Origin of the sequence: Filimonas effusa (genome assembly GCF_004118675.1) — a bacterium.
In the GTDB taxonomy this organism is placed as follows: domain Bacteria; phylum Bacteroidota; class Bacteroidia; order Chitinophagales; family Chitinophagaceae; genus Filimonas; species Filimonas effusa.
This window is the reverse complement of sequence record NZ_SDHZ01000004.1, coordinates 272431-286538: the sequence shown is the minus strand read 5'-3', so window position 1 is coordinate 286538 and position 14108 is coordinate 272431. Positions and strand designations below refer to the sequence as shown.

Genomic DNA, 14108 nt, shown 5'->3' with positions numbered 1-14108 from the left:
TAACGTAAGAGAGAGTAGTTATGGTTGGTCAATTTTCCGTTTCAGCTCTGGTTAAGTAGAAGTTTTTGCGATAGGCTTATATATTTTTTAAGGCCAATTTGATCAGCTCTTCCAAGCTGGTGGTTTCCGATAGCGGATGGGATTTCAGGGCTTTTTTCAATGCCTGTTCAGCCATTGGCCGTGCAATACCGAGGCTTACCAAGGCGTTCACAGCGTCGTTTTCAATGGAATGCTGTGGTGTGATACCGGGTAGCAGCGTTGTTTCAAGCGACTGTTTGTTCATTTTGTCGCGTAATTCCAGGATAAGCCTTTCTGCCGTTTTTTTACCAATTCCTTTAATTCCTTCCAGTTGTTTAGCGTTTCCCTGTACGATGGCCCTAACAATTTCATCCGGTTTCATCCCCGACAGCATCATTCTGGCGGTTGAAGCCCCAACACCTGATACACTTATCAATTGCAGGAAGAGTTCTTTTTCCAACTGCTCATAAAAACCATAAAGCGTTTGGCCGTTTTCTGTAATGTGCAGGTAAGTAAGCAGCTGTCCCTTTTCCATATTAGCAATAGCCGAATAGGTATTCAGGCTAATATGCAGGTCGTAACCTACTCCGTTTACGTCAACGATCACCTGTGCGGGTGTTTTATTTACAAAGAGGCCTCTTACAAATGCTATCATATCCGGTATTACATCAAAAATATAGTATTCGGCGTAATCCCGCACTTTTTATTAACACAGGTTTATGAAAATTTAATCCGACCCACTCCCTTAAATTGTAACTCCGGTTTTAGGGAAAATGTCAATACCTTTGGCAACTTTTAATTTCGAATAGCACAAGCATGACCAAAATACACGCAGCCATAACATCAGTTGGCGGTTTTGTTCCTGAATACAGACTCACCAACCAGGAATTGGAAAAAATGGTGGATACCAATGATGAATGGATCAAGACCAGGACGGGAATTGAAGAAAGAAGGATTCTGAAAGGAGAAGGAAAAGCCAGCAGTGATATGGCCGTGCCTGCTATCCAGGAGATCCTGCGCAAGAAAAATCTCGACCCTAAAGATATCGATTGCATTATTTGCGCTACGGTGACCCCGGATATGGTGTTTCCTGCTACCGCCAATATTGTAGCCGATAAATTAGGCGCCACCAATGCCTGGGGCTTTGACCTTAGCGCTGCGTGTTCCGGTTTTCTCTTTGCTCTTACCACCGGCGCTTCTTTCATTGAAAGTGGCCGTTATAAGAAAGTGATAGTGGTGGGTGTAGATAAGATGAGTTCCATTATTGACTACACTGATCGTAATACCTGTATCATCTTTGGTGATGGTGCGGGCGCCATCCTGCTGGAGCCTGGTACGGAGGGATATGGTCTTCGTGACGCTATCCTGAAAAGCGACGGCAGCGGCCGTGAATTCCTGCATATGAAAGCCGGCGGCTCTCTGAAACCCGCCAGCATAGATACTGTTACCGCCCGCGAGCACTTTGCTTACCAGGAAGGTAAAACGGTGTTCAAATTTGCAGTAACAGGCATGGCCGATGTTGCCGCCCAGATAATGGAGCGTAACAACCTCACCGCCGATGATATTGCATGGCTGGCACCTCACCAGGCTAACCTTCGTATCATTGATGCTACTGCCAACCGTATGGGTCTTCCCAAGGAAAAGGTGATGATCAATATTCACCGCTTTGGCAATACTACGGCGGCAACCATACCGCTTTGCCTCTGGGAATGGGAAAAACAACTCAAAAAAGGCGATAATATCATTCTCGCAGCTTTCGGCGGCGGCTTCACATGGGGCTCCTGCTGGGTGAAGTGGGGGTATGATGGAAAGTAGAAAAAGGTTATCTTACAGTAAAGCTTGTCAATTATGCAAAAGATTTTCTTTCTTTTACTGGCCTTATTCTGCACTTTAGGCGCCTGGGCGCAAAAGGACAATATCGAGCGCACCTGGTATAATGCCGAGAAAACATCCAAGATCCAGGTTTACAAAGCCACCGATGGTAAATTTTACGGTAAGATCGTGTGGCTGCAAAAGCCCAATGACGATAGCGGCAAACCCAGGACCGATATCAAAAACACGAACGAAAAACTGCGTACCCAGCCGTTGTTGAATGCTTTGATCCTGAAAGGCTTTTCTAAAAGCAAGGATGATGCAAATGTTTATGAAGGCGGCACCGTTTACGATCCCAACAGCGGTAAAACCTACTGTGGCAAACTTACACTCAACGGAAAAGAGATAAAGCTTAAAGGTTTCATCTGCGGGTTTTCCCTGCTTGGAAGATCTTCTACCTGGACATTGGCGGAATAACCCGGCCAGTTAGCAGGTAAGCAATAAGGCAGGCAAAAATATTACCGTACCTTGCCCTGATGAATAATATGCACGCCGGTAATCAACCCATTCATAAAGCATCTGATACAGGAGTAATTATACGTTCCGCTCAAAAGGACGACTGTATACGCCTGCTGGAACTAGTGCAGGAATTAGCAGACTATGAAAAAGCTCCGCAAGAGGTAACTGTTTCCATGGATCATTTTGTTGAAAGCGGGTTTGGCCCCAATCCCGTTTGGTGGGCACTGGTAGCGGAAGTGCAGGTAGATGGCAAACCATTTATAGCTGGTTTTGCGCTTTATTATATCCGGTATAGCACCTGGAAAGGCCAGCGTATGTTCCTGGAAGACCTTATCGTTACTGAAGCCTGGCGTGGAAAGGGTATTGGAGGGCTCTTATTCGATCATCTTTTCATGGAGGCGCGTCGGAAGAACCTGCCTGCCTTAACCTGGCAGGTACTCGACTGGAACACGCCTGCTATTAACTTCTACAAAAAACTCAATGCCAGCTTTGATCCGGAATGGATTAATTGTACGGTGGAGATTGAATAAAAGAGGCAAATGCACCCTTTCGGGTATAAAACAAAACAATACCCTTACGGGTATAAAAACGAAAAAACACTTCTAAATTGTACCCGAAAGGGTACCTATATGAATTCCATAATACACTTTATAAAAGAGTCGCGTAAAAAGCACAGACTCACTCAAGAAGACCTGGCATTCAAAGCAGGCGTAGGCCTTCGATTTTTACGTGAGCTGGAAAGAGGAAAAACGACAGTACAGCTGGACAAAGTGAATGCGGTACTGAATATGTTTGGCAAACAGGTTGGTGTAACTGATAAAGAACCAGATCATGGCAACTAAAGCAAAAGTCATATACGGTAATAGTATTGCTGGCACGATAGCGGTTATAGATTCACCTACACTTCCGACTATCTGAATAGTGGAAATGCTTTGCCAGTTAGCCAAACACTTCCATTAAGCAAACATCCGCACTACAGCCACATACTGTTCTCTTTTTTTGATGGCTTAATACCTGAGGGATGGCTACTGAATATAGCTACCCAACACTGGCATATAAAAGGAACAGATCGTTTTGAATTACTACTTACACTATGCAGAGATACTATAGGAGCTGTTACTGTATGGCCTATTGAAGAGGAGGAGGAAAATGGATAACTGTGCTGCAAAAGATTCTTTGGTACTTCTGAATTACCGGAGATAAGGTCACGAGATTGAGTTAAGAATAAAGGAAACCTCCGCTTTCTACTATACAACAGCAGCTATGAATAAGACTTATCATAGCTGCTGTTGTATATAGTTGGCAAAAACCTTTGTCTAGTTTACGCCGTTTGTTATGGCGGTCTTTTCGATTTTAGCTACCAGGCCCTGTAATACTTTACCTGGGCCTACTTCCGTGAATTCAGTAGCGCCATCGGTTACCATGGCCTGAACACTTTGCGTCCATCTAACGGCGCCGGTAAGCTGGGCTATCAGGTTCTGACGGATAGTAGCGGCATCGCTTACAGCTGTTGCCACTACGTTCTGATACACGGGACAGATAGGTGTGTTGAATGTTGTTGATTCGATGGCAGCAGCCAGTTCTTCGCGGGCGGGAGCCATGAGCGGAGAGTGGAAAGCACCACCTACAGGCAATACCAACGCACGTTTGGCGCCAGCAGCTTTCATACGCTCGCAGGCTATTTCAATTCCTTTGATGCTGCCGCTGATCACGAGCTGACCGGGACAGTTATAGTTAGCCGCTACTACCACTTCACCTGTTTCTTCGGTGATGGCGGCGCAGATGGCTTCTACTTTTGCGTCATCCAATGCCAGTACTGCCGCCATTGTGGAAGGGTGGAGTTCGCAGGCTTTTTGCATGGCCTGTGCACGGATGCTTACGAGGCGTAATGCATCTTCAAAAGAAAGCGCTTTGTTGGCTACCAGGGCTGAGAACTCACCGAGTGAGTGACCGGCAACCATATCGGGGGTTGCTCCTTCGATGGTTTGATAAGCTATAACGGAATGCAGGAATACTGCGGGCTGTGTAACATTGGTTTGTTTCAATGCTTCGTCGGTACCTTCGAACATGATATCGCTGATGCGAAAACCGAGGATGTCGTTGGCCTGCTCAAACATTGCTTTGGCTGTAGCATTCGACTCATATAAATTCTTTCCCATGCCGGAAAACTGGCTTCCCTGGCCGGGGAATACAAAGGCGTGTTTACTCATACTCTGTTTACTTTGTGCAAACGTAGTGATAACAATGCTTTCGTGCTACTGTTACCTACGCATATAAATAAGGGGTTTGATATATTACTAACTTAAATCTGAAGCAATCAGCTTCAGGAATTCATTCCTTGTAATGTGATTGTGCAGGAACTCTCCATCGAATGCCGATGTTGTGGTTGTTGAGTTTTGTTTTTGTACGCCACGCATCATCATGCACAAATGTTTTGCTTCTATCACTACTGCCACACCCAATGGGTTCAACGCCTCTTTGATGGCTTCCAGTATTTGAGTGGTGAGGCGTTCCTGCACCTGTAAGCGGCGTGCAAAAACATCTACTACGCGGCCGAGCTTGCTCAGCCCAGTGATATAACCATTGGGGATATAGGCAATATGTGCTTTCCCGAAAAAGGGTAACATATGGTGCTCGCACATTGAATACAATTCAATATCCTTTACGATCACCATTTCACTCACGTCTTCCTTGAACTTTGCCGATAACAGGATCTCTTTTGCATCCATTTCGTAGCCCTGCGTTAAATACTGCATGGCTTTAGCCATACGCTCAGGGGTTTTCTGCAATCCTTCGCGCTCTGCATCTTCGCCCAACAATTGTAATGCTGACCTGTAATGCGCCATTAATCCTGAAGTAATCTCCTCATCATATTGATCAATCTTCCTGTATGCCATAACGCTGTTTTTACTTGTGTTATACCGGGTATTCCACAAAATTCCTCGGTGTTTCATATAAGCGCACCTGCAGCAAGAGCCGCTCATCGATATGCGGACGCAGCAGGTAATAAATTACAATAGCGATGTTCTCGGCTGTAGGATTCAACTGCCGGAACTCTTCGGTATCAAGGTTCAGGTTTTTATGATCGAACTTGTCGAGCACCTGTTTCTGAATGATATCGCTCAATATTTTCAGATCAATTACATAGCCGGTACGTTCATCAGGCACACCTGTTACTTTTACCGTTAACTCGTAATTGTGTCCATGGTAATTGGGGTTATTACATTTCCCGAATACCGACTCATTCATGGCTTTACTCCAGTCAGGCACATGTAACCGATGGGCCGCATTAAAATGCTCTGTTCTGAATACTGCCACCTTGTTGTTTTCCATCAGTAATAGCTTGAATTAGGTTCCAAAGTACTCTACATAAATCCTTCTCGTTTCGTACAGTTTGATGCAATGCAGCTTTACCTGCGCCGGCAAATGCGGCTCGAGCTGTTCCCATATTCCTATGGCCAGGTTTTCTGTGCTGCACATTTTATCCTTCAGGAAATCGACATCCAGGTTAAGATTTTTGTGATCCAGTTTCCGGATCACCTTCTCCTGTACGAGCTTACTCAGCTTCTTCACATCCATGAGGAATCCCGTTTCGGGGTCTACTTCTCCTTTTATAGTGATATAGAGATCAAAATTATGTCCATGCCAGTTTTCGTTGGCGCACACTCCAAATACTGCATCGTTCTGCTCCCTGCTCCAGTTGGGATTAAACAACTTGTGGGCAGCATTAAAATGCTCTAACCGGGTAAGATAAACCATTCCGCTCCAAAAATTTGTGCAAAGTTAACGGATTCTGGCTTTTTAGCCATTTTCCACGACCTTTGCCCTTATGCACGTTGTAGTTACAGCAGCCACCGCGGCAGAATGGGCGCCTGCGTTGCAGGCATTGCAACAATCCGGCTTACCGGCAGCAGCATCTGAGACAGAGGGGATTTCCCTGGCTGGTTTACCGGCCGAGACATTTATGCTGCGCGCTCCGGGGCCGTTTGGTTTACGAACACCTTTACGGATATCGTTTCACCAGTCGGGGGTAGGGATGCTGGCGACAGCGTTTTCTTTATCAAAGCTGATCTGGGGGCAGCGACCTGACCTGATTATACAGGCAGGTATTGCCGGTACTTTTGATACGCAATGTCCTCTTTCCAAAGTATTCGTTGTAGACAATGAATACCTTGGGGATACGGGCGTATTGGAAAACAATGTGTGGCGCGACCTGTTTGACCTGAAACTGGAAGGAGCAGATAACGCTCCATTTCAGAATAAAGCCCTTCCCAATCCCTGGTTGCCGGCGTATAACCTGCTTCAGTTACCCATTGTTGACGGCGTTACTGTGAATGCCATAAGTACCGACCCCGGGCAGATAGCAAGGCTTACAGAAAAATACAAGCCGGTACTGGAAAGTATGGAAGGCGCTGTATTACATTACATCTGCCGGGAGACCCATACTCCATTTCTGCAGCTTCGCGCTGTAAGCAATTACGTGGGTGTAAGAGATAAAAAGCAATGGAGCATCGGGCCTGCTATTGCTATTTTGAATGAAACGCTGCTGGAGCTGATTAAGCGGATGGATGAAGAAAGGGAGGACAGCTAATAACAGATGGCAGGGTGATGGATGGCAGCTATTTAAGCAGGGATGGATGGACGGGTAAACAATTAATAATTAAAGAACAGCAAAATATCCGGATATGAAACTGACACTTGGATTTAGCCCCTGCCCGAACGATACGTTTATTTTCGATGCCCTGGTAAATGGCAAGATCGATACGGGCGGACTTGAATTTGAAACAGTTCTGGCAGACGTACAGACTTTGAATGAATGGGCAATGGAAGGCAAGCTTGATGTGTCGAAGATCAGCTATGGTGTATTACCGCTGGTAATGGATAAATATACTTTGCTTGACGCCGGCGGCGCCCTGGGTAAGGGTGTTGGGCCGTTGCTGATCAGCAAACAGCCTGTTAGCGGCGCCACCTTGCAGGAACGTTTTCAGCAATTGGCTTCAGATGGTAAGGAGCCTGTTATTGCCATTCCCGGTAAGAATACTACAGCGCATATGCTTTTCTCACTGGCTTTTCCCGATGCGACGAGAAAGGCGTTCAAGGTGTTTCACGAAATAGAGGACGCTGTATTAAACGGTGAGGTTGATGGCGGCGTTATCATTCATGAAAACAGGTTCACCTATCATACAAAGGGTTTGCATAAGGTTGCTGACCTTGGCGAATACTGGGAAGCCACTACACACGCTCCCATTCCCCTGGGCGGCATTATAGCCAAAGATATCCTGGATGCTTCGCTGGTAAGCCAGATAGACCGGCTGATCCGGGAAAGCCTGGCATACAGCTTCCGGCATCAGCATCTTCAATTATCGGAATATGTTCGTGCCAATGCCCAGGAGATGAGCGATGCCGTGATGCGGCAACATATAGATCTTTATGTCAATAATTACTCTCTTTCGCTTGGCGAAGAAGGGAAAAAGGCGGTTAATACCCTGCTCGAGGTTTACCGGAAGCTGCATGACGGCGGTTAAGGCCTTTCGACGGATCGATGTTCATCAGAAAAGAAAGGTCAGGAAGCATAATTGCATGTTTTTGCTGGTTTTATTGCATATAGCTCTAAGGAAGCTTTAGAGATGCTTTAAGGATGCTTTGAAGAAGCTTTGAGAAATCAGGGACAAGATGCATATTAATGCGTTTTTTTGCAGCCCAAACCTGCAAACAAGGAAAAACCGCTTATTTCTAAAAGACAACGTTTTCAGTTGGAAGCCCAACAACTATTTTGTCAGTCCTGCTTTTTTACTGCTTTTGCGTAGGTTTCCAGTGCCCGCTTCCTGGCTTCTTCATGTACTACCATGGGAGCGGGATAATTGAGGGTATCGAATTCAGGGACCCATTTACGGATATAAGTCAAATCTTTATCGAAACGCTGGGTTTGCAGGGTGGGATTAAAGACGCGGAAATAAGGCGCGGCATCACAGCCTGATCCTGCTGCCCATTGCCATCCGCCGTTGTTGGCGGCATAATCATAATCCAGGAGCTTTTCGGCGAAATAGGCTTCGCCCCAACGCCAGTCGATGAGCAGGTGTTTGGTAAGAAAAGAGGCGGTGATCATGCGTACGCGGTTGTGCATGAAGCCGGTGGTATTCAGCTCTCTCATGCCTGCGTCGACGATAGGATAGCCTGTTTGGCCCTTACACCAGCGTTCAAATTCTTTATCATTATTACGCCAGCGGATATTGTCATATTCCTCGCGGAACGAATTTCCTGCTCTTACATGGGCAAAACGGGAAAGGATCATGTGGTAGAAATCGCGCCATATGAGTTCGTTGAGGAAGGTTTCGTTCTTGTGATTGGCCTTGCGGGCCAGTGTGCGGATGCTGATTGTACCGAAGCGCAGATGAATACCCAGTCTGCTGGTTCCATTAATGCCGGGATAGTCGCGGGTACGGTCGTACTGTTCTATCAAGTGACCATCCATGGCGTTGCCGGGGAAGTCAAGTCCTGCTTCTTTAAATCCCATTTTTTCCAGTGAAGGGAAAGTTACCGGCTTCTGCTGGTAGAATGACCTATAATATTTTCTGGCAGGGTAAGAAGACAGGTAAAAATCGTTGAGCGTCGATTTCCATTTGCGGCTGTAGGGTGTAAAGACAGTATAGGGAAGGCCATCGTCTTTTTCCACTTCTTTGTATTCAAAGATCACCTGGTCTTTATAGGAGCGGAAGGCTGCGCCATTTTGAGTAAGCAGTTCTGCTATCATCACATCCCTATCAATGGCGTATTGTTCGTAATCCCTGTTGGTATATACCGCTTCTACCTGGTATTTCTTCAACAGCTTGCGGTAAACTTCTTCCGGGGTGCCGTGATAGACTTCCAGGCTGCTGTTCAGCTTTTCAAGTTGTTCCTGCATGTGCTGCAGGGCGTGGTAAATGAATGTTACCCGTTTATCTTGTTTATCCTGCAGGTCGTTGAGGATATTGGTATCAAAAATGAAGACCGGCACCACGGGCAGTTCTGCTTTCAGGGCATGGTACAATGCGGCATTGTCGGTCAGACGCAGGTCTCTTCTGAACCATATAATGTTCACCTGGGGTAACGGCATAGTCGGGTATTTATGCTAACATAGACAAAAAAAGCCTCCCGGCGTTCACCGGGAGGCTATATCAATTAAAGAAAGTGTGATAAGGATTATCCGTTATCTTCTTCTTTCTTCAGTTTTTCTTTGATCTGAGCGAGTGCACCGAGATCACCTAAAGTAGCTTTTTCTACTTTACCCTGAAGGGTTTTAACGGCTTTCTTGGTTTTATCGGCTTCTGCTCTTGCTTCTTTCTTAGCAGCTTCTTTTTCATCAGCGGCTACTTGTTCCCAGATGCGCGCGTGGCTTACTACGATGCGTTTTTCGTTGCGGTCGAATTCGATCACTACGAATTGAGCAGTTTCGTCGGCGTTAACGGTTTTACCGTCTTCTTTTGCCAGGTGACGGTTAGGCGCGAAACCTTCGAGACCGTAAGGCAGTTGAACGATAGCACCTTTCTCATCTTTACGGGTAACAGTACCTTCGTGGATAGAACCTACTGCGAAAGTGTCTTCCAGGGCATTCCAAGGATCTTCTTCCAGTTGTTTGTGTCCCAGTTGCAGTTTGCGGTTTTCTTTATCGATGCTCAGGATGATAACGTCGATATGTTCGCCCACTTTCGTGTACTCGGAAGGATGGTTGAAACGTTTGAGCCAGCTCAGGTCGCTGATGTGGATCATACCACCGATACCAGCTTCGAGTTCAACAAACACGCCGTAAGGAGTGATGTTTTTAACGAGGCCCTGGTGTTTGCTTCCTTCAGGGAACCTAGTTTCGATAGTGCTCCAAGGATCTTCAGTGAGTTGTTTGATAGAAAGGCTCATTTTGCGTGCTTCTTTATCAAGGGTAACCACTTTCGCTTCATGCTCATTGTTCAGTTTGAAGAACTCTTTCGCATTGATTGGCGTGTTAGCCCAGGTAATTTCGCTTACGTGAACGAGACCTTCAACACCAGGTTGAATTTCGAGGAATGCACCGTAGTCTTCGATATTAACTACTTTACCTTTCACGGTAGCGCCTTCGTGGATCCACTCAGGCAGCACGTCCCATGGGTGAGGCGTTAATTGTTTGAGACCGAGGCTGATTCTGCGTTTGTCGTCGTCGAAATCGAGCACCACCACGTTCAGTTTCTGGTCGAGTTTCAGCACCTCACCCGGGTGAGAGATACGTCCCCAGCTGATGTCGGTGATGTACAGCAGACCGTCGAGACCGCCGAGATCCATGAACGCACCGAAGTCAGTGATGTTCTTAACGGTACCTTCCAGCACCTGGCCTTTTTCGAGTTTGCTGATGATTTCGGCACGTTGTGCTTCGATATCGCTTTCGATAAGTGCTTTGTGAGAAACGACCGCGTTTTTGATTGCTTCGTTAACTTTAACCACTTTGAATTCCATGGTTTTGTTAACAAACTGATCGTAATCGGTAACGGGTTTAACGTCGATCTGAGAACCTGGCAAGAATGTTTCCATACCAAATACGTCAACGATAAGACCGCCTTTAGTTTTGCTGGTAACAGTACCAGTAACCACTTCGCCAGTTTTGTGCACTTCCACAATTCTTTCCCATGCGCGGTGGATACGAGCTTGTTTGCGGCTGAGGTGTAAGTGACCTTGCCTGTCTTCTTTTTCAACTACCATCACTTCAACAGTGTCACCTACGGCAACATTCTGGAGGTCACGGAATTCGTTGAGAGAGATCAGACCATCGCTTTTAAATCCGATGTTGATAACAGCATCAGTTTTAGTTAAAGCAACGATAGCGCCGTTTACGATCTCGCCATCTTCAATAGCAACGAAAGTGTTTTCATACACTTTGTCGTATTTGTTTTTTTCTTCTGCAGAGTAATGCGCAACATTACGTTTGTCGATACTCCAATCGAAGTCGTCGTGAGCAGTTGCAGGAGCAACGGGCTCAGCAACAGGTGCGTTTGTTGTCGCAGTAGGCTGTTCAGCTGAAGCTTCACCCTCCTGTGCATCTGCGTTTAAATGTTTAACAATTAAATTCTGAAACATACAATATTCCCGAAGGGATTTGATTTCGGGGAGGCAAAGGTAACCATTTTTCCCGGAATCAGGCGTATCGTGATATTTAAGGCAATTTTCATCGGCCGCTCTATTTTCCGAGGTTTTTTATTGGTAATTTTTCTTTCTAAAATAAATGCTCCTTTATGAAAAGATTCCTGTTGATTTTCCTTGCCAGCTTTCTGCTGCAAGGCGGCATTTTTGCCCAAACGGCTCCAGCCAAGAAGAAGGCAACCACTGCCAAAGTAAAAACCGATAGTACAGCGGCCAAGGCGAAGGCCAGCAGTCCTACTAAAAAGGATGGAACACCGGATATGCGGTATAAAGAAAATAAGGCTGCGAAGGAAAAGGCGGCCGGCCCGTTGAAAAAAGATGGCACACCCGATAAACGTTACAAAGCCAACAAAGCTAAAAGTTAGCATAGAGGGCTGATTATTAGCACATAACGGATACTAATAGTCAGCCCTGTTTTTCTGCAATGGCTTTAGCGGCTACCCAACCACTGCACCAGGCATGCTGGAAATTGAAGCCACCGGTGACGCCATCGACGTCCATGATTTCGCCGGCAAAAAACAGGTTGGGTACCAGGCGGCTTTGCATTGTATTCGCTTCTATTTCGGACAGCTGAATGCCGCCACAGGTAACAAATTCCTCTTTAAAAGTTGTTTTTCCGTGTATATCAAAGGATTGCGTTGTGAGCAGTTGAATCAGCCTGTTCTGCAATTTTGCTGCCAGGTCGCCCCAGCGGGTTTGCTCCTGGATGCCAGCCTGTTGTAACAGGTAGGCCCATAGGCGTGCCGGCAACTGAAACGGATTTTTATTACCCAATGCCTGACCTGCGAGGCGGCTCCTCAGATCGGGCCAGGCGTTTCTCAGGCTTTGTTCATTAGCATATTCAGGATAGAGCCAGTTTACCTGTATGCTAAAGCGATAGTCTTTCTCCGCCAGCAGGCGTGCTCCCCATGCCGAGGTACGTAATATAACGGGACCACTCATTCCCCAATGGGTAATAAGCAGGGGGCCTTCCTGAACCATTTTGGTTCCTGTTACCTTTACCTGTGCCATAGGTACACTTACGCCCATCAGAGAGGTAATGGGGTTACCGGGCATGTTGAATGTAAAAAGGGACGGAACCGGTGGTTCTATATGGTGCCCTGACTGCAAAAGCCAGTTGAATTGTGCTGTTTTAGGGTAACCTCCACATGCAATACATAAGAAATCAGCCTTTACAGCGGGCTTGTCGCCGCCGAGGGATAGTTCGAAGGCATCTCCGTTTTGTGTGATTCCCGTGACCTCATGGTTTAGTTTTATTTCAACCTTATAGGTATCTGCTTCTTTTAGCAGGCAATCAATAATTGTTTGAGCGCTATCTGTTATGGGGAACATGCGGCCGTCGGCCTCTGCTTTTAGTTTTACTCCTCTTTCGGCAAACCATGAAATGGTATCGGAGGGGCCAAACCAGTGTAAAGCTTTTTTGAGGAAATGCTGGCCGCGTGGATAACGCTGTACCAGTTCGGGAATATCGAAGCAGGAATGGGTTACATTACATCTGCCGCCTCCGCTTACTTTCACCTTTGATAATAATTTACCTGTTTTTTCCAGGATCACTACCCGGAGCTGCGGGTTCTGCCGTGCTGCATTCACCGCACAGAAAAAGCCTGCTGCTCCCCCTCCTATCACGACCAGTATTTTTGCCATTTGTTAACCTGCTTTGTCCTGTCTTTAATCTATTACACAATAAACCCTGCTATCCGACAGGCAAGCAGGGTTTGCGGTATGGCCCCGGGTTTTGCCCCGATCAACCGGTATTATGCCAGCTGGTAGGCTATATTAAGATTAGAATTCGTTTTTTCAGCGGCCTCGATAAGGCTGTAATCGGATAAGATCAGTGCTTTGCCTTTTTTGACACATACATCGTGTTCGAAGTGAACTGAAGGTAAACCGTCGGCAGTACGTATTGTCCAGCCATCCTCTTCTGTATAGACTTCCTTTTTACCCATATTGATCATGGGTTCGATAGCCAGCACTACGTTTTCGTTGAGTTTTGTGCCGGTGCCTCGTCTGCCATAATTGGGCACCTGCGGATCTTCGTGCATTGTTTTGCCTAATCCATGTCCTACCAGTTCTCTTACCACGCCATAACCGTATTTTTTTTCGGTATGCTGTTGTATAGCAAAGGCGATGTCGCCAACGCGGTTGCCTGCTATAGCCTGTTCAATTCCCTTGTAAAGTGCTTCTTTTGTCACTTTTACCAGCTGAGAAATTTCGTCGCTCACTTCACCGAGGATAAAAGAGTAGGCGTGTTCGCCGACGTAACCGTCGCGTGTAATGCCGACGTCGATAGATACGATATCTCCGTCTTTCAGTTCTTTTTCGTTAGGGAATCCGTGTACCACGACGTCGTTCACTGAGGCGCAGATGGTGAAGGGATAACCGTGAAAGTTTAAAAAAGTAGGCACCCCTTTCTGGTCCATGATAAAGGTTTTGCATAGTGCATCGATCTGCAGGGTAGTCATACCCGGCTTCAATACTTTAGCGACCTCTGCCAGCAGCTGGCTTACCAGCGTGGCATTTGTTTTCATGATAGCAATTTCTGCATCTGTCTTTTGAATGATCATATTATATCTCCTACTCATTATCCTTAAAAAAAGGAACCTGTTAAGCAAAAGCCC

General features: G+C 46.3%; 16 protein-coding genes and 1 pseudogene. 8 read left to right on the top strand and 9 right to left on the bottom strand.

All coding sequences use genetic code 11. The features are described 5' to 3' along the window. Positions 1–76 precede the first annotated feature (76 nt). Positions 77–673 carry a Holliday junction branch migration protein RuvA gene (ruvA, locus tag ESB13_RS20915; RefSeq protein WP_129005647.1) on the bottom strand — a complete coding sequence of 199 codons (597 nt, stop codon included), beginning with the start codon at positions 671–673 and terminating at the stop codon, positions 77–79. A gap of 161 nt (positions 674–834) precedes the next feature. Here ruvA and ESB13_RS20910 point away from each other — a divergent pair, with 161 nt between their 5' ends. The 5 genes and pseudogenes from ESB13_RS20910 to ESB13_RS24330 all read left to right on the top strand — a co-directional run. Continuing rightward, positions 835–1833, top strand: a complete 999-nt coding sequence (locus tag ESB13_RS20910; protein WP_129005646.1) for a beta-ketoacyl-ACP synthase III — start codon at positions 835–837, stop codon at positions 1831–1833. Between the two features lie 33 nt (positions 1834–1866). Further along, complete coding sequence (locus ESB13_RS20905; protein ID WP_129005645.1) at positions 1867–2307, top strand: DUF2147 domain-containing protein; 441 nt, start codon at positions 1867–1869, stop codon at positions 2305–2307. 59 nt (positions 2308–2366) lie between these two features. After that, positions 2367–2879 (top strand): GNAT family N-acetyltransferase, encoded by a 513-nt coding sequence (locus ESB13_RS20900; RefSeq protein WP_246022641.1) that lies wholly within the window; start codon positions 2367–2369, stop codon positions 2877–2879. 99 nt (positions 2880–2978) lie between these two features. Continuing rightward, positions 2979–3191, top strand: a complete 213-nt coding sequence (locus ESB13_RS20895; protein WP_129005644.1) for a type II toxin-antitoxin system Y4mF family antitoxin — start codon at positions 2979–2981, stop codon at positions 3189–3191. Positions 3192–3239: 48 nt separating this feature from the next. Then, positions 3240–3506, top strand: a pseudogene (locus ESB13_RS24330) (HipA N-terminal domain-containing protein); the annotation flags it as partial. 159 nt (positions 3507–3665) lie between these two features. Here the strand turns inward: ESB13_RS24330 and fabD are convergent. From fabD to ESB13_RS20870, 4 genes are all read right to left on the bottom strand, one after another. Further along, positions 3666–4559: an ACP S-malonyltransferase gene (gene fabD, locus ESB13_RS20885; RefSeq protein ID WP_129005643.1), complete on the bottom strand. Its 894-nt coding sequence runs from the start codon at positions 4557–4559 to the stop codon at positions 3666–3668. An 87-nt stretch (positions 4560–4646) separates the two neighbouring features. Beyond that, complete coding sequence (folE, locus tag ESB13_RS20880) at positions 4647–5246, bottom strand: GTP cyclohydrolase I FolE (RefSeq protein WP_129005642.1); 600 nt, start codon at positions 5244–5246, stop codon at positions 4647–4649. Between the two features lie 19 nt (positions 5247–5265). Further along, on the bottom strand, positions 5266–5682 hold the full coding sequence (locus ESB13_RS20875) for a 6-pyruvoyl trahydropterin synthase family protein (protein WP_129005641.1): 417 nt from the start codon (positions 5680–5682) through the stop codon (positions 5266–5268). A 15-nt stretch (positions 5683–5697) separates the two neighbouring features. Beyond that, the gene (locus ESB13_RS20870) at positions 5698–6108 is read right to left on the bottom strand and encodes a 6-pyruvoyl trahydropterin synthase family protein (RefSeq protein WP_129005640.1); all 411 of its coding nucleotides are present in this window, start codon (positions 6106–6108) and stop codon (positions 5698–5700) included. Between the two features lie 70 nt (positions 6109–6178). Between ESB13_RS20870 and mqnB the strand changes: the two genes are divergently transcribed. Beyond that, positions 6179–6940: a futalosine hydrolase gene (gene mqnB, locus ESB13_RS20865; protein WP_129005639.1), complete on the top strand. Its 762-nt coding sequence runs from the start codon at positions 6179–6181 to the stop codon at positions 6938–6940. A gap of 94 nt (positions 6941–7034) precedes the next feature. Continuing rightward, a complete protein-coding gene (locus tag ESB13_RS20860; RefSeq protein WP_129005638.1) occupies positions 7035–7874 on the top strand; it encodes a 1,4-dihydroxy-6-naphthoate synthase in 840 nt (279 codons plus the stop codon). A gap of 251 nt (positions 7875–8125) precedes the next feature. On the opposite strand, the gene ESB13_RS20855 is transcribed toward ESB13_RS20860, so the two are convergent. Next, entirely contained in the window at positions 8126–9442 is a 1317-nt protein-coding gene (locus ESB13_RS20855) for a cryptochrome/photolyase family protein (RefSeq protein WP_129005637.1), read from the bottom strand. 86 nt (positions 9443–9528) lie between these two features. Continuing rightward, positions 9529–11427 carry a 30S ribosomal protein S1 gene (rpsA, locus tag ESB13_RS20850; RefSeq protein WP_129005636.1) on the bottom strand — a complete coding sequence of 633 codons (1899 nt, stop codon included), beginning with the start codon at positions 11425–11427 and terminating at the stop codon, positions 9529–9531. A gap of 155 nt (positions 11428–11582) precedes the next feature. Between rpsA and ESB13_RS20845 the strand changes: the two genes are divergently transcribed. Next, complete coding sequence (locus ESB13_RS20845; protein WP_129005635.1) at positions 11583–11855, top strand: hypothetical protein; 273 nt, start codon at positions 11583–11585, stop codon at positions 11853–11855. A gap of 40 nt (positions 11856–11895) precedes the next feature. On the opposite strand, the gene ESB13_RS20840 is transcribed toward ESB13_RS20845, so the two are convergent. Then, positions 11896–13134 (bottom strand): BaiN/RdsA family NAD(P)/FAD-dependent oxidoreductase, encoded by a 1239-nt coding sequence (locus ESB13_RS20840; RefSeq protein WP_129005634.1) that lies wholly within the window; start codon positions 13132–13134, stop codon positions 11896–11898. Positions 13135–13244: 110 nt separating this feature from the next. Continuing rightward, positions 13245–14072 (bottom strand): type I methionyl aminopeptidase, encoded by an 828-nt coding sequence (map, locus tag ESB13_RS20835; RefSeq protein WP_246022640.1) that lies wholly within the window; start codon positions 14070–14072, stop codon positions 13245–13247. Positions 14073–14108: the final 36 nt, after the last annotated feature.

Coding starts and splice junctions, on each gene's coding strand:
- ruvA (WP_129005647.1), bottom strand. CDS start 673: ATGATAGCATTTGTAAGAGGCCTCTTTGTAAATAAAACACCCGCACAG.
- ESB13_RS20910 (WP_129005646.1), top strand. CDS start 835: ATGACCAAAATACACGCAGCCATAACATCAGTTGGCGGTTTTGTTCCT.
- ESB13_RS20905 (WP_129005645.1), top strand. CDS start 1,867: ATGCAAAAGATTTTCTTTCTTTTACTGGCCTTATTCTGCACTTTAGGC.
- ESB13_RS20900 (WP_246022641.1), top strand. CDS start 2,367: ATGAATAATATGCACGCCGGTAATCAACCCATTCATAAAGCATCTGAT.
- ESB13_RS20895 (WP_129005644.1), top strand. CDS start 2,979: ATGAATTCCATAATACACTTTATAAAAGAGTCGCGTAAAAAGCACAGA.
- fabD (WP_129005643.1), bottom strand. CDS start 4,559: ATGAGTAAACACGCCTTTGTATTCCCCGGCCAGGGAAGCCAGTTTTCC.
- folE (WP_129005642.1), bottom strand. CDS start 5,246: ATGGCATACAGGAAGATTGATCAATATGATGAGGAGATTACTTCAGGA.
- ESB13_RS20875 (WP_129005641.1), bottom strand. CDS start 5,682: ATGGAAAACAACAAGGTGGCAGTATTCAGAACAGAGCATTTTAATGCG.
- ESB13_RS20870 (WP_129005640.1), bottom strand. CDS start 6,108: ATGGTTTATCTTACCCGGTTAGAGCATTTTAATGCTGCCCACAAGTTG.
- mqnB (WP_129005639.1), top strand. CDS start 6,179: ATGCACGTTGTAGTTACAGCAGCCACCGCGGCAGAATGGGCGCCTGCG.
- ESB13_RS20860 (WP_129005638.1), top strand. CDS start 7,035: ATGAAACTGACACTTGGATTTAGCCCCTGCCCGAACGATACGTTTATT.
- ESB13_RS20855 (WP_129005637.1), bottom strand. CDS start 9,442: ATGCCGTTACCCCAGGTGAACATTATATGGTTCAGAAGAGACCTGCGT.
- rpsA (WP_129005636.1), bottom strand. CDS start 11,427: ATGTTTCAGAATTTAATTGTTAAACATTTAAACGCAGATGCACAGGAG.
- ESB13_RS20845 (WP_129005635.1), top strand. CDS start 11,583: ATGAAAAGATTCCTGTTGATTTTCCTTGCCAGCTTTCTGCTGCAAGGC.
- ESB13_RS20840 (WP_129005634.1), bottom strand. CDS start 13,134: ATGGCAAAAATACTGGTCGTGATAGGAGGGGGAGCAGCAGGCTTTTTC.
- map (WP_246022640.1), bottom strand. CDS start 14,072: ATGAGTAGGAGATATAATATGATCATTCAAAAGACAGATGCAGAAATT.